Origin of the sequence: Pseudomonas sp. NMS19W (genome assembly GCF_051554255.1) — a bacterium.
In the GTDB taxonomy this organism is placed as follows: Bacteria; Pseudomonadota; Gammaproteobacteria; order Pseudomonadales; family Pseudomonadaceae; genus Aquipseudomonas; species Aquipseudomonas kribbensis.
Genome location: NZ_CP136718.1, coordinates 4,799,816 through 4,817,893, shown reverse-complemented (window position 1 = coordinate 4,817,893; position 18,078 = coordinate 4,799,816). Strand labels below are relative to the sequence as shown.

The window sequence follows — 18,078 nt, the reverse complement described above, 5'->3', positions numbered from 1 at the left end:
TCACTCCTTGCCTGCAGGCTTCTGCAGCTGTAACAGGCGATCCTGTTCAGGAGCCGCGTCATAGATCGAGCGGGAGCTTTCGGAGCGCGCCTTGCCTCGTTCGATGATCTTCATCGGGGAGTTGTTCGCGAGCTGCTGCCGCATGTCGAGCTCGGTCTTGAGGTTGGTGATGAGCTGCTGAAGCGAGTCGACCTGTCCGAGGGTGGCGTCAACGGCCAGCTTGTTAGCATTCACGTTGGGTTCCTTGCTGCCTGTAATCAGCATGCGTTGCAGTAGCAGCCCTTTCTCAAGGACATCTGCCAGGGCCACCTCGGACGCCAAACGTGAGGCCAGCACCGCCTGATCCCGCTCGTCACGAAGGGCTGTAACGACACCGCGGGTGATCGGGAGGGAGTCGCTGCTTGCTTCACGCAGCTTCTCGGAGGTGATCTGTGTGCCGGGCTTCAACAGCTCCTGCAGGGCAGCGAGCTTCTTGTCGTATGTTTCCTGGATCAGCGGGGTTAGGCCCACCCCCGGAGTGGAGGTCGTGGTGCAGCCTTCACAGGTCTGGATCTGCTGCTCACCCAGGACGCGGTTTGCGAACTGGGCGGCTTCGGCCGGTGATTCCCAGCTACCGCACACCAGTCCATTGGAGCAACTGGACTGCGGAATGCTCGAGGTGTCCTGCGCTGCGCGGTTGTTGAGAAGGTTATAGCCTGCCTTCGCGACGTCCCCTACCACCTTGATGGGCTGCTGCCCATTGCCCCCTGCCTGTTTGCCACCCACCCAGGTCACGCCATTGGTTCCGGGCGCTTCCTCGACCTTGTCGACCACTGCTACGGCGTCATTGCTGGATGCCAGGGCTTGCCCCATCTTCTGGCCCTCCGCAACCTTGCCCCATCCCATCTGGCCGCCTGCAATGTCAGCCATCCGTTCGGCCATTGCCCTGCAGGTTCCTTTTGATCGGTCGTAGTCGAGGCGTGCCTGCAGGATCCCGTTCGTGAGCAGATTGTAGAGGGCAGGATTGGCCCGCTGCAGGATCATTGCCGGCAGTGACGTGACAGCGCCGGTCGCGTTCTGAATGACGCTGCCCATGATCTGTTGGAAACCCTGCGTTGCGCCGTTCAGCTGGTTCTGCAGCGTGTTGCTGAGGTCCATGTTTCCGCAGACCAGGTTGTTCTGCCAGCCGGCACCGACGGTGATGCTCTCCATCTGGCCAGCGCTGCCCATCTGGACAGCACTCCCACCACCGATGCTGTAGAGCACGTCGTCTCCGATCACGCTGCCCTGGGATTCGACTTTGATCGGGTCGGCGGCCTCGGCCATGCACCAGGTGCCGGTCATGCCAACTGCGAGAATGATCGCGATGGTTAACTTATTCATTGAGCTCTCCAGTCATTTCTCATTGGAAGTCAGTGCTTCCCAGAAAGGTTTGGCCTTTACGCTGGCAGCAGGAGTAGGGCCGCCACAGGGCCCACGCATAGGCTTCGTCGACAGCGTCGGCATTAGGGCCGGGGAAGGGAATACGGCGCAGGTGGGGCTCATGGTTGGCGTGAGTTGTTGCCATTTTCCTGTGCTGGCATCGCCTTCTTTCAGCTCGCCGGCTGGCCAGTAACCTGGTTCTGCAAGACCGCGCATTGGCAGATACACGTGGGGTTGACCGACACGGGTGGTGACGTCGCCGGCGCGTTGGGCGATGACAGCACCGGCCTTAAAATCGTCCACCTGGTGGATGAAGCCGCTGCGTGGGTAAACGCTTCCCCACATGTCTGCTGATAGAAGGCCGCCGACTTCACGCATGCCCGGAATCAGGGCCTCCGGGTAAACGGACTCGGGTACTCCGTACCGCCATGCAAGGGTGTCCAGCGTGCTGAGCATGTATGGAACGTAGGGCGTTGTCGCGCCGTGGCAGGAATAGCCAAAAGAACTGGCGAACCGGCTGAACACCGCAGCTCCAGGATGGCCAATCACATCTGCCTCCTTGAACTTGGCGATGTTGTTCTCGGCGTTGTGGTTGGTTGTTCCATCATTACCGGCTTGCGCTGCCGCATTCGGCGCTCCCATGGGGCTCACCTCTGTCCAAGGGTTTTCCCCGGTATTGGCGTAGGCAGATACCACCGCGTCCGGGATGTAATGCCGGACTTTGGTGGAGGTTTTGACTGTGCAGCCAACTGGGGTGCAGAGCAGCCAGTAGCAGATGCCGACCACTTTGTACTCAAGGCAGGTAGGCGAACTGGTGGAGGCGATAATCGCCGCCGAGCTTATGGCCGCTGATGCTGAGAACGGGAGTGATGCTGTAAGAAGACCGGTCAGGGTGAGTCTGGAGATTCGCCTCATCATTGCCCCCTTGCACGGTTGATGGTCTGCATAGCTGCTGCCACGTCGGGTTGGCCGTACACCACATACCGGCGATCGATGACCACCGCCGGCACCTTCGAAACACCGACACTCCAGGCATCAGCATTTCCCTGCTGGGCGGTGGCCAGCTGTTGCATCAGTGCGGCCCCTGCCGGAGTGCTCATCAGCCGTCGTGCGGCGAGAGCGGCCTGGTGAGGGTTAGGTGGCAGCTCTCGGGACAACTGCTCCTCGATGCGCTGTTGGTCATCGAGCTTGATGACACGCACATCTGCTGGTACGGAGGTCAGTGGGTGCGCTGAGTCTGTTATGGCCCAGATCTCGGCATGGGCGGTGCCGGTGGCCAACGCGACAACGAGCAAGGGGACTGCTCGCCATGAGGGCGGGGGGATTGAACATGGGACTGCACCTGAAGTGGGGACCGATACAGGAAAACGGATCGGCCCACCAGGCGCAGTAGGAAATAGATATCTGAGGGTGCTTGGATTTATCGGGGGAGTTAGGTCGGGTGGAACAGACTGAGCGTTTTTGCCGTGGCAGCCTTCTGGATATGACTCATACTGTCTGGATTATCACTTACCCTGGAACGGGACATGCGCAACAGAGGTCAAATCTTCTGGGAGTGGGCAGATCCAGATCTGCACTTCAGAAACTTCGATGAGCGGATGGCGGATGGCTCCCTCATTAACATCCAGGTACGGGTCTCAAAGGCGAACCAGACTCAGCTGTTTCTCGGGATTTATGCCCAAGATGGTGAGTTGCTGCTCGAGGAGGGCTATTTGGACTGCAAAGAACAGACGATGACTACGGCAACGACATGGGCGCTTAAACGCGCTTATTCTTGGATGACAACGGGCAAGCTCTCCGACCGATAGACGGTTGGTGGCAGTTCAATTGCACTGGAGTATTTTGCAACATTGGTAAGGCGCAGGGAGGCAGGTTAGTGATGGACGACATACCCACCAACCCAGAAGTAGCGACCATTCTTGGCATAGATGAAGCATCGGTTGAAGAGTTTCGCCAGGAAACCCATCGGCTGAAGGATGGCGCGTGGCTAGTGCAGTTTGCCTACTGGATGCCTCAGGAGCTGCGACAAGGCCTCACCGGGAGTTTCACCCTGACCGTCACACCTCCCCGAGATCCTCTTGATCGCCGAGAGTCTGAGTGAGTTGTTGTCGGTCGCTCGGTGAGGACCTGTCGCGCTGCAGGTTTAGCTTGAGCACTGTCCCCGGCGCCGGCGCATACCAGTCGACGATCACGAAGCGTCCTTTGCCTGTGGCAGCGTCGTACTCCATGAGTACGCAGTCGTCATTCCAATCCTGGAGAGCCCAGCTTAGCTCAGAGTGTGAGGGTGACTCTTCCCCAGCCCCAGCCGGCTCAAGCTGGAACCATCCATGGCCAGAGCCTGCGCTGGGAAAGAACCTGCTTGGCAGGTTGCTTTCTTCTTCATTGTTGTCGTTGCGCAATACCGTGAGTTTGAACATTACCTGGACTAGTCCTTGCGCAGCGGGGCCTGGGCGGCGAGGGCATCGATGACCGACAACAGCGCGGCGCTGTCCACGGGGCCCTCCAGGCGCATACTGTGCCCCGTTAAACTGTCGGTGACCTCGATCGTAGGGGTAGCGCCAATGCCGCGGCTCTTGGCCACAGCAATCTGTCCCTCAACAACTCCACGGATGTCCATGCTTGCTCTAGCGCAACTGGAAAGGACCTCGGTGGACACACCGGGCACCTCCAGTTCCTCAGCGAGTCCTTGTCCATCACCCCGTGTGCGCAGCAGAACCAGTTCGATCGCCTGCCAGAATACCGCCGCCCCGCCTAAGTAGCCTGCGCATTGAACGAGTCGCGCCTCCGATTGTGCGGCAACTCCATGGATATCGAGGGGGAAATGGTGCCACGCGAGCTTCACGTTCTCTTGCCCGCTCACCCAGTGCTTCAGTTGCGGGGTGTATGCCCTGCAATAAGGGCATTCGAGGTCTGCATACTCAGTGATCACCCACCTGGCATTCGCGGGACCGAAATACCACGTTTCATCAGGGCTTCGGGCATTCGGAGTCGCTGCAAAGTTCCATATGACGCCTGCGCCCGCGATCGCCATGATGATGAACACGGAAAAAATCCTGAGATCAAACATTCGTACCCTCCGACTTACCAGGATGAGCTTCAGGTTGGCCGAGTTTCTGCAGGGCGATTTGGAGATCCTGGATTGCCCCGTCCGGTTGAGGATGCTGCTTCAGCCACTCATCCAACACGCACTGAACCAGGGGAATGATGTCGCGACGATCGAGGGCGTTATTTTTGATCTGTTGCAGCTCGTCAATGAGCACTGGTGCGCAAACCGACAGCGACTGGAGTGTGTCGTGTCCGGGGTCTTTGAGCAGCTGGGTCAGGTTATCAATGATGTTCTGGGTCAGGGTATTCATGACTCTCATGCCACGCGCTCCACGGCCTTCTTTTGTTCGGGAAAGGTGATGGGGAAGGGGGTGATACCGCGTTTGCGGTCCAGATCTGCGGCCACCTGCAGCGCGGCGTGTAATTCATCGCAGCCGAGTGCCTGCATGGTTTCGTAACGTTGGCGCTTTTCTTCAGGCTCGGTCATCGCCAGGGCAAGGCACAAGCTGGGCGGTACCACTCGGAACAGCATCTCGATCCGCTTGGCCAAGACGATGCCCTCGGTGAACTTGCCGTTCTCCTTCCTTGCCGAGAGCATCATCGTCTTCTGTGCCGGCGTGAGTTCACGGAAGCGCGCGATCTTCTCCACTTCGTCGGGCGGCATGTTCAAACAGATCCACCACTCGATCATGTTGAGCAGCGCGGATGCTTCTGGGGGGATATCGTCGACGTTTTGGGTTGCCATCCAGTACCAGGCACCCAACTTTCGCCACATCTTGGTGATCTTCACCGAGTACGGGGAGAGCAGTGGAACTTTCAATGGGATATGGCCTTCGTCGGTGAAAGCGATCAGTGGTCGACCTTTGAACTGGTCCCGCTCCGCGATGTTGTTGATGGTGTTCAGCAGTGAGATGTAAGCGATGGCCATCTGGGCCTGATAGCCCTCACGCGCGTAGGTAGCCAGGTCAACGATCGTGATGTCAGCTTCCGGCCAGGCGGTACCAGGGCGGTTGAACATCTCGGCTTCCGTACCCATGGTGAACATCCCCATGGCTTCGGCCATCTCCATGAATCGGTTGCGCCGGCTTTCAGGGAGTTTGTCGTCGCTGGCCATCACTTGCAGCGCTGCGCTGATATCTTCCGTGAGCACTGGACGATTCTCGCTGACACACAGCTCAGCCGCGTTGAGGATGCACTGGCGGATGGCACTGCGGTCAGCACGAGTGAGTCGAGCGTCTTCCTTGGCCTCGCCGCCTGTGATCATCAATCGGGCAGTGATCTCCAGCTCGCCCAAGATATCCCGCTGCTCGTCCTCCATCCCCGCCAGGGCGTCAGCCAGGTGTTTATCCGATGCATCCACGTCCGCCGCGTTCAGAACCTTGACCTGGTCCTTGTTTTTGACAAGTTGCACCGCATCGACGAACGGGGCGAGGCTCACGCCGCTGCCGGGGGCGAGCCGTACTCGGTTTACGGTCAGGCCGAGTCGCTTGGCGAAATCACCTAGCAGACCGAAGCTGTTGCCGGCCTCAATGATGAACAACCTTGGGCGATAAAGTGCAATGGCTTGCATGATCAGGTAGTTGGCTGTCGCAGACTTACCCGCGCCGGTGGGCCCGAACAAGAACAAGTGGGCGTTCATCTGGCGGTCGAGCTTGTTCAACGGGTCGAAGGTCAGTGTTGCCCCTCCCCTGTTGGACAGCGTGAAACCGGGGTTACCTGTTCCAGTGGAGCGTCCCCATATTGGGGCCAGGTTTGCGATGTGCTGGGTGAACATCAGCTGCGTGTACCAATCCAGGGCGCGGTTTTCATTCGGGTCGAAATTGCACGGTAACCACCGCAGGTAGCTGTTCAGAGGAGCTACCTCGTCCTGTGGTTGGACTGGCTGCATGCCTGCACCCAGCAGGACGTTGCACAAGCTTGTGGTGCGCTCCTCGAGCACGGCTGTATTCTGACCACGGAGGAAGAAAGCAACACTTCCCCTGTAAAGCTTGTGTTTGCGACCGAGGATGGAGCGTGCCGTTTGAACGTCATCCCGGGTGTGGCTCGAGGCCTGGGTGTCGCCGATGGCCTTCCTAGAGAGTTGTTCAAGATGTCCTTCCAGCAGATCCTGCGGCGTCGGGACCATGGTGATGCACAGCACGGTATCCTCTGGCAGGCGGTCGAATAGCGAGTTCAATGAATCTGCCTGCTTGGTCTCACCGGTCAGGTGTCCGGTGAGGGGAGCATTTTTGAGGCGATCGAGTACCACAACTCGGTGCGGCATACCGTCGAACGACCAAAGTCCCCTGTCGACATTCGAACGTGGCTCTCGGTAGAACAAGTTCTCCGAAAAATCGGTACCGCTGGCTACTGGAAGCTCATCCTCATCCAGTTCGCGGGGGGGTGGCAAACCGTGTCGTAAAATCGACGGATATCGCGATCAGTCGAGCCCAGGTGATCAGGGTGTGGGTTGAACCAGCCCACGAGCCAGCGCTTGATTGCGTGGCCATCCATGCGTCTGGTTGTAACGCCAGTGTTGGCCAGGGATCCTTTAAGGCGATCGCAGATTGACTTGAGGTAGGCGGCAGGATCCTGCCCGCGAACCACGAGGTCCTGTTTCATTACCCGGCGGTACACCACCAGGCGGACTTTTCGGGTCTGTCCACGCCATGGGAGATTGCTGACTGCCGTGTCGACGAACAATCCACCCGGCTTGGAGATGGACTCGAGGTGGTGGCGGAACAGCGCGAGGTACAACTTGGTGAAATCCGTGTTCTCAGCCCGTGGCTGGACGTAGGCCTGGAGTCTTTGCAGGTAGTCACCCCAGTCTGTTTCGTCCTGGGCGTAGAGCTGAACTACCCAGTGAGAGCTTTCCAGCTCGTCGAAGCTGTCCTGCAGGACACCCTGCAACGCATCTCGAGCTTGTTGAAGCCAGTTGTCGGAACGCCCCTCGGTGCCGATCGGAACCAGCTCGAAGAACGCGGCCCTGGAAATGCCATCCTCGAGGAGCATGGCTTCCTCCTCGGGCAGGTACTCTGCCCAGGGCAGCATATCCACGAATGAAGGGTTGACCTCGTATAGCCTCGACACGTCCGCTTTTGTCGCGGGGCGACGTTTGGGGTCCTGCCAGTCGATAGGGGACGGAATGCCCATTGATTCCAGGCGGGTGATGTACCGGTCAGTCGCAGCCTGGCGGTCCTCATCGCTGAAGGTCGTACTGGTCGCAGGAAGGTCGTCGACTGGCTCGTGCTCGGAAGTTGCCTGGTCAAGCACAGGCTTGATCTGTGTTACAGGGATTTTGCCCAGCCATTTGCTGATGAACTGCATCAGTACTCCTCCGTCCGCTCGCCTGGCATGGCGTACTGCACCCGTTGATACATCGGGAACACCGTGGTGTAGCCGGGGACCGGTACCGGGTCCGTTCCAGCCAGGTGCGGGAACACGTACATCACCAAGTCAGGATTCGGAAGGCGCTTGAACTGGTTGTAAATCTCGTTCTGGGGCGTGCGGGTGAAGGCGTCAGCCCCCGCCTGTTGGCGAACCACCTGCGCCTCATCGAGCGGCCGACGAAGTTCTTGGCGCGCATCGAGCAGCATTCTGCTGTTGGAGCTGCCAGAGCTTCCCCCAGACGTGCCGTGTTGCCATACGTCCATCATGTTGGCTTCCCCGTGGGGCAACAGTTCGTCTTTGTCAGTCGTGCATCCGCCGAGAATGAGGGCGAGCACGAGCCAGGCCCCGGTCCGTAGGTGGGGCTTAGTCCAGGTTTGCGGATACATGGTTGGCTCCGGCGTTGTAATCGACCTTGCGGCCTTTGATCTCGTAGTCGATGGCGAGCTGCTGGTCCAGATGGACGGCGACCTTTGCCCCGGGCTGGACGTACACGGCGGCGAATGCTTCGCCGTAGAGCTTGTTCATCCAAGAGCGGATGTCGCTGACCCCGCCGGTGAGGATGGCGCCCATGGCGGAGTTCCCCGAGGAGCCCGTAGTCCCGAAGGACGTTCCTCCGCTGCTGAAGCTCGTCGAGCTGTTTTGCTCATCAGCCTTCAACAGTTTCGCGATGCCGGCGCCTGCGGCCGTCACCAGGGATTGGTTGGTCAAGTACTCCTTGGCGTTGGATCGGCGCTCGCCGGAGATGCAAGGGATCCCGTAGGAGTCGCTGATCCAGCCGAGTCCGCCCTGGATTGCAGGTTGCCCGTTCCCGTTACTACTGTTCTGGTTGTTGTTCTGGCTGCCGTTGGCCTCCTCTGCTGGGGCAGGGAACGAACGGACTGTGCCGTCGGCGAACACGAAGGTCAGACTCCGGACTTGCCCGCGCACGCAAGACAACGTCCAGTCGCCCGAGGCGGTACCGCTGGCGACGGCGCCAACGACGTCAGGAAGCTCGATGCCGTTCGCGGTTAGGTTGTCCGGGCCGATCATGACCTTAAATGGGAAGGGATCATTGACCGTTCCATCGATCGGGACGCGACCAATGAGCGCCGACATGGCCACCGACCCCATCAAGGTTGAGTTCTGGGGTAGGGTATAGGCTTTGCGCACTTGCTTGCGGATATCCTGGGGGGCCATCTCCGCGCCGACGTTCTGCGCCGTCGCGGCGAGAACTGTCTGGCCTTTGTCCAGGGTGTTGCCAAAGCTGGTGGGAAAATTGAAACCGCTGGCCGCCTGTGCGGAGCCGGGCTGAAGTGGTTTACCGCTCGCGTCAACGGCAGTGGCGTCGGTCGGCTCAACCCACACGAGCCCATTGGGCTTCGTACCCTTGTCGAAACCTGCGCCATCACCAGGTTGCACGCCAAGTCCGATAGGCAGGTCCTGCCCAGCGGCATTGGAATTTTGTGACAGGTTATCCAATTGATGCTGGAACTGGTCCAGCAGGCCCAGGCTCTGGTTTTTAACCTGCTCCTGCAGCTCGCCCTTCGCATTATTCAGCTTGCTGTCGACATTCTGATCTATGCGCGAAAGCCGAACCTGGAGCTCTGCGTTCTGGTCCTTGAGTTCTTTGTTATCGGTCAGCACCTTCGCGATCTGGTCTTTCACCTCCCGACTTTCAGCCACCACTGTGCGCAGGGTGTCGGCCGGGGTATCACCGTCCACCCCTAGCTTGCGAGCGGTGTCCCCGCCGATGATGATTGGCTTATCTTCAGGAGACTTCACCTCTTCTTTTTTACTCCCGCCCTTGAACAGGATGATGAGTACGACGATCAGCACCGGAATGAGCAGGTACTTGAGGAGTGGATTACTTTTCAGGCTGCCCACGGCGCCCTCCTGCTTTCGGATCAATTTGGCTGACCGAGGACGGCAGCAGAGCTTCTTTAAGCCCTTTGCCTTGGGTGACCAGATAAAGCGTGGTGGTATCGCTGGCGTCTCCGCGAGCCCCAAGGTACGGGTGCTGGAATGTTGCTGTAGAGAAGTTACCCATTAGCTCTGTTGCGTTCATCGTCAGTTGCTGGGCGCTCAGGTTCCTTAGCTTGACCGCAGTGACGTAACTGTTGTCGAGGCGCCAAGCCCCCAGGATTGATGCCTCCACCGGCAACACGGGCAATAAGGTGCTCAGGTCCAGGGCCCGGTCAACACGCACCTGGCTGATGCCGGCGACAGGCTCAACGGTCCGAAGAGGTGCGTACAGCATTTGTGCCGCATAGCGGGTCAGGGCCACCGGCGCCGGAGTCTCATGGCGAGGTGCCGGCGGAATATCCTCTTCCTCCCCAGTCGTCGCGGATCGCTTCGTCGGAGGTCGTGCGGAGGAAGTATCGCCATAGTAGGTGGAAGGGGCCGCACCAGCGACGATCTTGGCGGGTTCGAGCTTGGCTTGGCCCTCTGAGGCCGGTGTCGCGGCAATATCCACCAGCATGATCTCGCCGGTGGCCACGTTCTGCAGTTGGAGCCGGGTCGGTGGAATTTCTTGGGTGGCCAAGAGGTAGACCGCGCCACCGGTGCTCTGTACGCGCAGCATGCCAACAAGCTGGGGAGGCATCCCTACGCGCACGTTTTGGTCGACGAATACAATGCGCTCTTGTCCGACAATCAGCGGGATTGCCATGGGGATACGGTCCCACTGTAGTAGCTCTATCGCTTTTACATCGGCAGTTGCTATGAGGCCCAGAGCAAGGACCCAGGCGCGCAGATTCATGGCTTCACCCCGGCGGCTTGCAGATCAACCTCAATGCGTTGCGGGTTGGAGGCGTAGCAGTTCCACATCAACCCGAACGGATTTTTCTCTGGGTTGACGTCGGCACGGACAATGGACAGGGGGTAGCGTGTCATGGCGCGCTTGACCCGCTCCCCGTTCACCGACTCGTCAGCGAGCAAATCCAAGTTGACTGTCCAATCGTTGATCCCGATCTCTTCTACGCGCTGCACGCCAGGGTCGGTCAGCCCGTGACCCGGGATTTCCGAGACGTTCCGTTCACGGCGACGCAGCTCACCGGCGTTACGGCGCATCTCGTAGTCTTTCTTCAAGTATTCCTGGCAGCCAGGGGTAACGTAGGAAGCCAGGCGTTCGATGTTGTCTTGGTAGTCGTCGTCCCCATTTTTCTCCCAGCGCTGCATCTGTTGGAAGATATAGAACCCGAAGGCATACACGTTCTCTGGCGGCACCTCCCACCATTTGCGAGTGCTGCCGGAGCGGAGGTCCGGCGGCACATGCACGGTCAGGTCTTCGGGGGCTTTGTGCCAGCCGTAGAATGCAAACAGACTAACTGCGCCCAGCACGATGACCGCGATTCGCAAGCTGAGGATGTGTGCCTGCTGAGCATCCACTCGTTTTCGAAAACTCATGAAGATCCCTACTTTCCTGTACGACGGCATGTCCACGCCCCCTCCCGGATGACCAACTGGTGGCCACCGAGAAAGGGGAGGTGTTGAGCCTTGTAGAACTGGAGCTGGCGGTAAAACCATGTGTCCGGCCGGCCGCGCTTCATCTTCCGGAGGATTCGGCTTGCCACGGTCAAGCCGAGAGCTCCACCTACAAGCGCGCAAGCGATAAAGAGAGCTGGGTTGCCGAACAAGAACGACACAGGGATGCCCAGAATCACGCCGGCCCCCCCACAAACGCCGACCGTTCCCCACATTTCATCAGCAGTGAGGCCGCCCATGACGATGGGCTGCCTGTTGAGGTTGTGTGGTAGGAAGTCAAGCGTTCCATCCTTCAGGTAAGTGGTCTCAGCCATTTCGCATCACCTGTTAGAGGACACTAGTAGCCTTGGTGACCATGAAGATGCCAACGCCTATCAGGCAGATCCCGACCACGGCGGTGAGTCCCAGGTCCCGCCACTTTTTCTTGCCCTCATGGATCTCGTGGTAAACCCCATAGGCATGTGACGCGACCCCCACCATCATGGCTCCCAACAGGATAAGTCCGAGCAGCATGAATCCGTCATACCCATAGTTCTGGATAGTTTGTAGCCAACTGGTGCCTTCACCCCGGGTTGGCGCCTGGGATCCTGGAAGAGCTGCAGCCGCGTGCCCTGGTAGCAAGACCAATGCAGCTGAGGCAGCGCTGATTAGTGATTGAATGGTTTTTCGAAGGGACATCGGTTAGCTCCTTGGTAACTAGCTGAGAACAAATGTGGAAAGGATCAGCAGCAAGACGAGGACCTTGACGGTCGACGAAACTGCAATGTTTCTGTCGATGTTCTGGGTGGCCCATCCGCGGTAAATGCTGTACAACGCCCAGGCACCCCAGAGGGTCGACAGTGCGATGACGGTCCCTACAAACAGCACGGTGCTGGCCTGAGGGGTGACGCCGCTTGCAGCGTTGAACGCTGCGACTTGAGTACCACTCATGCTCATGGCATCCGGCCACCGGTGAGGGTGTATTTTCCAGCCAGCTCTGCCGGATCTCGCGGCTGCGCTCGACTTGGGGTCAGGTATTCTTGCAGGCCTTGGCGAACGCGCTGGATATCGCCGGCCAGACGCTCATAGTCGAAGTAGTAGCGCTGGCCAGGTTCGCTGGCGATCGTGGCGCTGCGCCGCGCCGAGTCCTCTAGCGCATTCAACTGGCGGATCATCACCTCGATGTTGGCCTGTTCTGATGCACCGGCCGCCTGAGCGCAGGGTATTAGTGAAAAGCCGCCGCTGACGCTGATCAGCGCGCCAAGCAGGATTCTGCGAGGAGATACAAGGAGTAGAGATGGCTTGTTCACGGCTGGGCTCTGGGACGACTGACTGTGAGCGTCAGAATGCCGAGACCATGTGGGGGGCGCCTCAAGAAATACTTATCTGGGAGCCGTAGAATTTTTTCTCGAAGCCAGTCAGGCTTTGAAACCATACAATTGACCTGGCTCGATAAGGCAGCTGATCAACCCAGTTCGGCCTGAGCCTGCTGTATCGATTACGATGAGCCGGAGTCAAGCCAGGGAGTTGGCGAACTGGAATATTGATCTGTGGGGAGTCGTATGCCGCAGCAAAAAACTTATTCGCCAGCGTTTAATGCTTGGATCTCGGACTTTCTCTGTGTCCATTTCCGAGATGAGGGTTGCTACGAAAAGGCGGTCTTGGCCGCAGAGCTGTTGCACCACTGTCGGGCAGTCAGCTCGTCGGAGCTGATCGAGATGATCAGAAGAGCCAATGCCATGTTGGCCCTTCTTCCTGGTTACGATCATGAAGGCTAGGCAGCGGGCAGGGTCAGGCTGGTGACTCGCCGCTCTAGGCCTCGCGCTTGAAAAAGAGCAGATATCCGACCGGCATGGGAAACCCGTACGACCAGGCCTGGGCATTTTGATTGCCCACCTTGATCTCCCCTCGGCACACTGGCTGCGTGCTGACGAGTTCCCAGCCATCGGCGCCGAGCTCGAGCATCTTCCTCTGCAGAGGCTCGTCTTCGGACAGGAGAGACACAACATCGGGTTCCAACGTCTGCTCCGTGCTCTTGAAGATCCAAGCGCCGCTAGTCGCGTTCTTGAACGGTATAGCGACAAACTCAGCGTGGTGTTCGAATTTCTTGCTCATGGTTCCTCCTTTAGTTAATCAGCCGCGCGCTGACGTGCCCCCGGGGGCAAGCGCGTCGACGTAGCGCTCCATAATGGACAGCACCAGACTGTTGATCGCCAGGATCTTCATCGCTCGGGTGACGGCCACATATAGAAGGTTCAGCTCATCATCTCGCCGGCCTGGATCGATATCGGGTGAGAGCGGGTCTGACGTGAAGTCGTCGAAGAGCCCGACAAAATCCCACTCCAGGCCTTTCGACTTGTGGGCAGAGGTCAGGGTGATAGTTGCGTCAAGCTCCTTGTCCACCGTGCATGAGCGTAGAGCCAAGATTCGCTGGGGCAGATCCGGATACATGTTGATGATCTTGATCGAGCGGATCATCTCGCTGTCCTGGCTCACCTCGGCGATTTCTACGTACTGGGCATAGTCCCGGTAGTCACGGAGCAGTTTTTTGTTCTGGACCAGATCACGCTGCTGTCGACTGAAATAGAACAGGTCCTCGAGGTCGCGCACGGAGTAGCTGTCGATGCCGCCAACCCAGTAGATCTTGGGTTTCTCGGTGACCAGGTACAGAGCGTTTTCAATTACCCCAATGACGGTTCGATGAATGTATGTCCTGTGCGGCAGACCGGTCGGCAGCACCTTCTTTACCAAGGTCTTCTCGCCGAGTCCCTGTAGCTTCCTGGTTTCACCTTTGTAGGACAGGATGATGTTGGCGACATGGGCGACTGCCGGCCCAAACCTGAAGCTCTGGGTCAGGTAGTGTTTCTCAGCCCCGGCCATCCAGCTGGCATTGAGAGCATCTTCCGCCCCTCGAAAGCGATAGATCTGCTGATGACGATCACCCACTGCCACCTTGCGAACGCTCTGAATGCGCACAATGTCTGCGATCACTGGGTTTACGTCCTGCCCCTCATCGAGCAGAACACAGTCAAAGCGCTGGCTCAGATCGGGTTTGCTCAACTGGTACAGCTTCAGGTAACCGTCATGCGTGATCTGCACCGCTGTGTCCTGCAGGTCAGTCATTCGCTTCCAGATGCCCATCGCTGCTGCGAGCGCTTGTTTCAGGTACCGCTCCTGGGCGGAGGTAAGCATCGGCCGGTCACGGAACCGCGGAAAGTGGCAGCGTTCGATAAGATCGTCGGCGCTGGCCATGTAGTTGTTGAGAGTAGTCAGCACGTCTCTGACCAACTCCCAGTCCTGCGTATCGATCGCACGCGCGATGTCGGTCAGCCGCAAGTTGTTGGTCTGTTTATGGCTGAACTGCGTGCCATAGACGGCGTAGGCCAGGCCGTGTGCGGTTTTGTTCACCACGTTGCGCGGGAAGCGTCCCCGTGCGGCGATCTCCACCGACTTGTTGTAGCAGAGATAGAGGATCCGTAGTCGGGAGTGATGTTGAGCGTACCCCATCAGCGTGGTGGTCTTTCCACTGCCGGCGCCGGCCTGGATGAGGAGTTTCGTTGCCTCCGATTGGATGATCGGCGACTGTTCGTGGGTCCATTGCATCGTGCTCTTCCTCACAAATACTTCTTGAAGCTCGCGGCCGTAATGCTCACCGACACACCGAGCAGGGCGGCGCAGGGGAGCAGCACCAGCATGGGACTGATGCTGATCGGGAGCGCCAAGTAGAAGGTCCACGGGAAAATAGCCAATGGCATAATCGTTGCGCGGGCCTTGTGATAGAGGTAGCTGGATTCGCGACCTGCGCCAAATTTGCGTAGATCTCGGCGCACAAGGCCATCGACCAGGCCTGTGAGTGCCGCCATTGCGAACAGCGGTATGGTCATTAGCAGTACGACCAGGCGGACGCAAAACACCAGAACGGTGAAAAGAGCCGCCAGGGCATAGTTCTGGACCGTAGTGATGCTTTGAGCAGCCCAATAGCGCATGTCCAGCTCGTTGCGTGGGCCGGCCTGAGCGATCGACTCCATCCCCTGACCCAGCTAAGCATTCCGGTCTTCACGACCAGCCAGTCATAGGCTTCGGTGACCAGCCATGTCGCAGTGCGTCCCGGCTCTTGGACAATGGCACTGTGGACCAGACCTTTGGATAACCAGCCAACCTCGCTGACCAGCATTTGCTGACCATGTCGCCACCCGGCTTCTGGCCAGAAGAAATAAAGGCATACCCAGTCGACCAAGATGGCGACGATCAGCGAGCCAAACATCACTCCGATGAAGTTGAACGGGAACCAGAATATCTTGCTGAACAGCGATTCCTGTCGGTCCTGCTGCTGTTCGGCCTTCTTTGAAACTTCATCTGCCATGGGCTACACCTCAAGCTGCATCATCGGTGGCCACCTGGCGGAAATCCTCAACCAGGTCTTCAGGCAAGGCTGATTTCAGTTCTTGATATCCCGGAGCTTCCCACCAATCGCTTGAGGAGGCTGCCGAACGCCGCATGCCCGCAGCCAGATCCTGCAAGTTGCCGGGCATGACTTCGTCGGGGTCGTTCGCGGGAAGCGGCATGCGGACCTTCCAGAGGTTCCCACCCTCAATGAGCGCGAAGGCTTGTCCCTTGGGAAGCGCGACCACGTGGGCGGGCTCAATCATCGGCACGCTCGCCAGTTGCACCTGGTCATGTGAGCTCGAAGTGAATGCTGTTTTCCCGTTGACCGAGTCGTTCGCACTGCTCGCCGGGGTGCTGTTGTAGATCTGTACCTTGGGCAACTGGTTGGTCAGCAGCTCGGCGGTCGCAGTTTCACGGACGCGCAGCATGAAAAGGTTGTTGAAGTTACCGATCACCTGGCCGGCCTTGGCTTTCGAGCCAATCTTCGCCTCGATGTCACTCATGGTCTGGGTGTAGGCGGTGACCTGCATGCCCGCGCCGCCGGCTTTGTTTACCATGGGGATGAACTCGTCCCCGATCAGTTCGTTGAACTCGTCAGCGTGGAGGTTGATACGAACCTTGCCACCGGCCATATGGCCGGGCAGACCATCATCGATGCCATGCTTGTAAATATGGCCGGCGACGGAGACCAGATCGCTGAACATCGAGTTGCCCACCGCCGCAGCGACCTCAGTGTCGGACAGCGCATCGAGGCCGATGTATACGACCGCGCGCTTCCGAATCACTTGCATCCAGTCGAAAATCGGTCGCTGGTCAGCGAGATCCAGGTAATCGGGCGCGAGTAGTTCAGCGATACGCCCAGTGGTGAGTTTCTCCAGAAGCGGCAGCAGAGACGCGACGATCTTGTCGAAGTAGGTCTTGTCGTAGCGCACGGCACTGCGCAGGCCATCCATGACGGAGTCGTTGATGCGTTTCTGGGTCAAGTACATGTCGATGGCCACGACGCGCAGCGGACGGTCCTTCATGGCGAATGACAGGTTCTTCCGATCGATCTTGCCTTCAACTTCAACGATGGTTTGCCAGGCCTTCGGATCATGTTCCGCGAAGTACTTCTGTGCGTACTCGATGAACAGCTCGTCGATGTTGATAACGTGCCGGCGGATCTGTTCGTAGTCAGGGCGGCGGCCGAGAGCGACCAACGACTGCGCGATGATATTGACGAATCGCCAGGCGAACTCACGGAACGCAGCAGAGTTGCCCTCGCCGGAGAGCTGGCCAGCGATACGGGTGGCGACCTCGCTGATCCGACCAAACCGGCCGATGGCGTTGTAGCGCGCGGAAATGTCCGGCCAGCCCAGGTGAAACACATAAAACTCGTCGAGGCGTCCGGCGCGCTTGCATTCGATATACATGCGTTTGAGCAGATCCGCATCACCTTTCGGATCGAAGACGATCACAACTTCATGGTCGGCCTGTGCCTCTGGACGCCGACGCCGGCTCCAGCGATGGGAGGTTTGGCTCCGGCGCCCCATACGGACTCGCGGCCCGCGTCGATGCGTTCGGCGAATGTCCTGCGTGATGAAGACTTCAGCCAGGCGAGTCTTTCCTACTCGTGTGGTCCCCAGCACCAATGTGTGGCCCACGCGCTCACCTAGAGGCAGGCTGACGTTCTGCTCATCAGGCTCGATCCCATGCAGTCTGGGCAGGCCACCCACGGGTGGCAGCGGCCTAGCAGGGTTCCAGTTGGAGTCCCACCCAGTGACCTTGGTGATCAACTTCAGCGGGAAGGGGGCGAACTCCAGACGTTCTTCCAGCCAGCGCGCACGCGCATAAAGGTTTGTCGGCTCGACATAGGCCGCGAACTGGGGAAGGTAAGTGTCTGCCAGGCGTTGCGTATGCTTCTGTGTCCACCGGAATCCACGACCGATGAACAGGCGCTCGTTGCTGATCGGCATTTCAGCGCTGGTCATGGTGTAGTGGGGAAGCCGCCGAAGATTCGCCTGGTAGCGTAGGACCCTCCGCGCCTGCAGGAGCCGAATGGTTCCCAGGTAGATAAAGCCCAGGGCGGCGACAATCCCGAACAGCGGTGTTAGGGCGAAAGCCCAGGGTGCGCCAATGCAGAGCGCAGCCGCTACGTAGCAGACTGCAGTGGTGAACAGTTCGACCGGGGGGCGGAGCAGAGATTCAAGGGTGTATGTCGCCATCTCACGTCCTCGAGGTGTGGGTGAGGGCGTCGGCTTCAGCGCGCGCTGCCTCGACTTGGTCCGGTGTCAGCCGTTCTGCTAGGCGCTGGGCGAATGCATGTTCGTTGAACTCGGAGATCCCGGTTAAGCGCGCACCGTAGAGCTCGCTCACGTGGCGGACCTGCTCGATCATTTGCTCCCGGCCAGGGCGGTGCAGGGGATGGCTGATGATCAGCGTGAACACCGGCGATAC

At 58.9% G+C, this 18,078-nt stretch carries 18 protein-coding genes and 3 pseudogenes; 1 reads left to right on the top strand and 20 read right to left on the bottom strand.

The window, feature by feature from the left end; all coding sequences use genetic code 11:
* From R1A29_RS22085 to R1A29_RS22075, 3 genes and pseudogenes are all read right to left on the bottom strand, one after another.
* Complete coding sequence (locus tag R1A29_RS22085; protein ID WP_438299582.1) at positions 1-1,362, bottom strand: integrating conjugative element protein; 1,362 nt, start codon at positions 1,360-1,362, stop codon at positions 1-3.
* A gap of 19 nt (positions 1,363-1,381) precedes the next feature.
* A pseudogene (locus tag R1A29_RS22080) lies at positions 1,382-2,316 on the bottom strand (TIGR03756 family integrating conjugative element protein).
* Positions 2,316-2,603, bottom strand: a complete 288-nt coding sequence (locus R1A29_RS22075) for a TIGR03757 family integrating conjugative element protein (RefSeq protein ID WP_438299581.1) — start codon at positions 2,601-2,603, stop codon at positions 2,316-2,318. Before R1A29_RS22075 ends, R1A29_RS22080 begins: the two are co-directional and overlap by 1 nt.
* Positions 2,604-2,927: 324 nt before the next feature.
* Between R1A29_RS22075 and R1A29_RS22070 the strand changes: the two genes are divergently transcribed.
* Positions 2,928-3,209, top strand: coding sequence for a hypothetical protein (locus R1A29_RS22070; RefSeq protein WP_438299580.1), 282 nt, complete (start codon positions 2,928-2,930; stop codon positions 3,207-3,209).
* A 249-nt stretch (positions 3,210-3,458) separates the two neighbouring features.
* Here the strand turns inward: R1A29_RS22070 and R1A29_RS22065 are convergent, their stop codons facing one another.
* The 17 genes and pseudogenes from R1A29_RS22065 to R1A29_RS21985 form a co-directional block, all read right to left on the bottom strand.
* A complete protein-coding gene (locus tag R1A29_RS22065; protein WP_438299579.1) occupies positions 3,459-3,818 on the bottom strand; it encodes a hypothetical protein in 360 nt (119 codons plus the stop codon).
* An 8-nt stretch (positions 3,819-3,826) separates the two neighbouring features.
* Positions 3,827-4,468 carry a DsbA family protein gene (locus R1A29_RS22060; protein WP_438299578.1) on the bottom strand — a complete coding sequence of 214 codons (642 nt, stop codon included), beginning with the start codon at positions 4,466-4,468 and terminating at the stop codon, positions 3,827-3,829.
* Positions 4,461-4,766: a hypothetical protein gene (locus R1A29_RS22055; protein ID WP_438299577.1), complete on the bottom strand. Its 306-nt coding sequence runs from the start codon at positions 4,764-4,766 to the stop codon at positions 4,461-4,463. The genes R1A29_RS22060 and R1A29_RS22055 overlap by 8 nt, the downstream gene beginning before the upstream one ends.
* Positions 4,763-7,752 (bottom strand): annotated as a pseudogene (locus R1A29_RS22050) (conjugative transfer ATPase). Before R1A29_RS22050 ends, R1A29_RS22055 begins: the two are co-directional and overlap by 4 nt.
* The gene (locus tag R1A29_RS22045; RefSeq protein WP_438299576.1) at positions 7,752-8,201 is read right to left on the bottom strand and encodes a TIGR03751 family conjugal transfer lipoprotein; all 450 of its coding nucleotides are present in this window, start codon (positions 8,199-8,201) and stop codon (positions 7,752-7,754) included. The pseudogene R1A29_RS22050 and the gene R1A29_RS22045 overlap by 1 nt, the downstream one beginning before the upstream one ends.
* Positions 8,179-9,678 carry a TIGR03752 family integrating conjugative element protein gene (locus R1A29_RS22040; protein WP_438299575.1) on the bottom strand — a complete coding sequence of 500 codons (1,500 nt, stop codon included), beginning with the start codon at positions 9,676-9,678 and terminating at the stop codon, positions 8,179-8,181. The genes R1A29_RS22045 and R1A29_RS22040 overlap by 23 nt, the downstream gene beginning before the upstream one ends.
* A complete protein-coding gene (locus tag R1A29_RS22035; protein ID WP_438299574.1) occupies positions 9,659-10,552 on the bottom strand; it encodes a TIGR03749 family integrating conjugative element protein in 894 nt (297 codons plus the stop codon). Before R1A29_RS22035 ends, R1A29_RS22040 begins: the two co-directional genes overlap by 20 nt.
* The gene (locus R1A29_RS22030) at positions 10,549-11,199 is read right to left on the bottom strand and encodes a PFL_4703 family integrating conjugative element protein (RefSeq protein WP_438302078.1); all 651 of its coding nucleotides are present in this window, start codon (positions 11,197-11,199) and stop codon (positions 10,549-10,551) included. Before R1A29_RS22030 ends, R1A29_RS22035 begins: the two co-directional genes overlap by 4 nt.
* 8 nt (positions 11,200-11,207) lie before the next feature.
* Positions 11,208-11,591: a TIGR03750 family conjugal transfer protein gene (locus R1A29_RS22025; protein WP_438299573.1), complete on the bottom strand. Its 384-nt coding sequence runs from the start codon at positions 11,589-11,591 to the stop codon at positions 11,208-11,210.
* A 13-nt stretch (positions 11,592-11,604) separates the two neighbouring features.
* Entirely contained in the window at positions 11,605-11,955 is a 351-nt protein-coding gene (locus tag R1A29_RS22020) for a TIGR03745 family integrating conjugative element membrane protein (protein WP_438299572.1), read from the bottom strand.
* A gap of 18 nt (positions 11,956-11,973) precedes the next feature.
* Positions 11,974-12,207 (bottom strand): TIGR03758 family integrating conjugative element protein, encoded by a 234-nt coding sequence (locus tag R1A29_RS22015; RefSeq protein ID WP_371263128.1) that lies wholly within the window; start codon positions 12,205-12,207, stop codon positions 11,974-11,976.
* 2 nt (positions 12,208-12,209) lie between these two features.
* Positions 12,210-12,527, bottom strand: a complete 318-nt coding sequence (locus R1A29_RS22010; protein WP_438302077.1) for an RAQPRD family integrative conjugative element protein — start codon at positions 12,525-12,527, stop codon at positions 12,210-12,212.
* A 541-nt stretch (positions 12,528-13,068) separates the two neighbouring features.
* Complete coding sequence (locus tag R1A29_RS22005; RefSeq protein WP_438299571.1) at positions 13,069-13,371, bottom strand: hypothetical protein; 303 nt, start codon at positions 13,369-13,371, stop codon at positions 13,069-13,071.
* 18 nt (positions 13,372-13,389) lie between these two features.
* The gene (locus tag R1A29_RS22000) at positions 13,390-14,859 is read right to left on the bottom strand and encodes a UvrD-helicase domain-containing protein (RefSeq protein WP_438299570.1); all 1,470 of its coding nucleotides are present in this window, start codon (positions 14,857-14,859) and stop codon (positions 13,390-13,392) included.
* 11 nt (positions 14,860-14,870) lie between these two features.
* A pseudogene (locus R1A29_RS21995) lies at positions 14,871-15,619 on the bottom strand (TIGR03747 family integrating conjugative element membrane protein).
* A 10-nt stretch (positions 15,620-15,629) separates the two neighbouring features.
* Positions 15,630-17,846, bottom strand: a complete 2,217-nt coding sequence (gene traD / locus R1A29_RS21990; RefSeq protein ID WP_438299569.1) for a type IV conjugative transfer system coupling protein TraD — start codon at positions 17,844-17,846, stop codon at positions 15,630-15,632.
* Position 17,847: 1 nt separating this feature from the next.
* On the bottom strand, positions 17,848-18,069 hold the full coding sequence (locus R1A29_RS21985; RefSeq protein ID WP_438299568.1) for a hypothetical protein: 222 nt from the start codon (positions 18,067-18,069) through the stop codon (positions 17,848-17,850).
* Between the last annotated feature and the right edge of the window lie 9 nt (positions 18,070-18,078).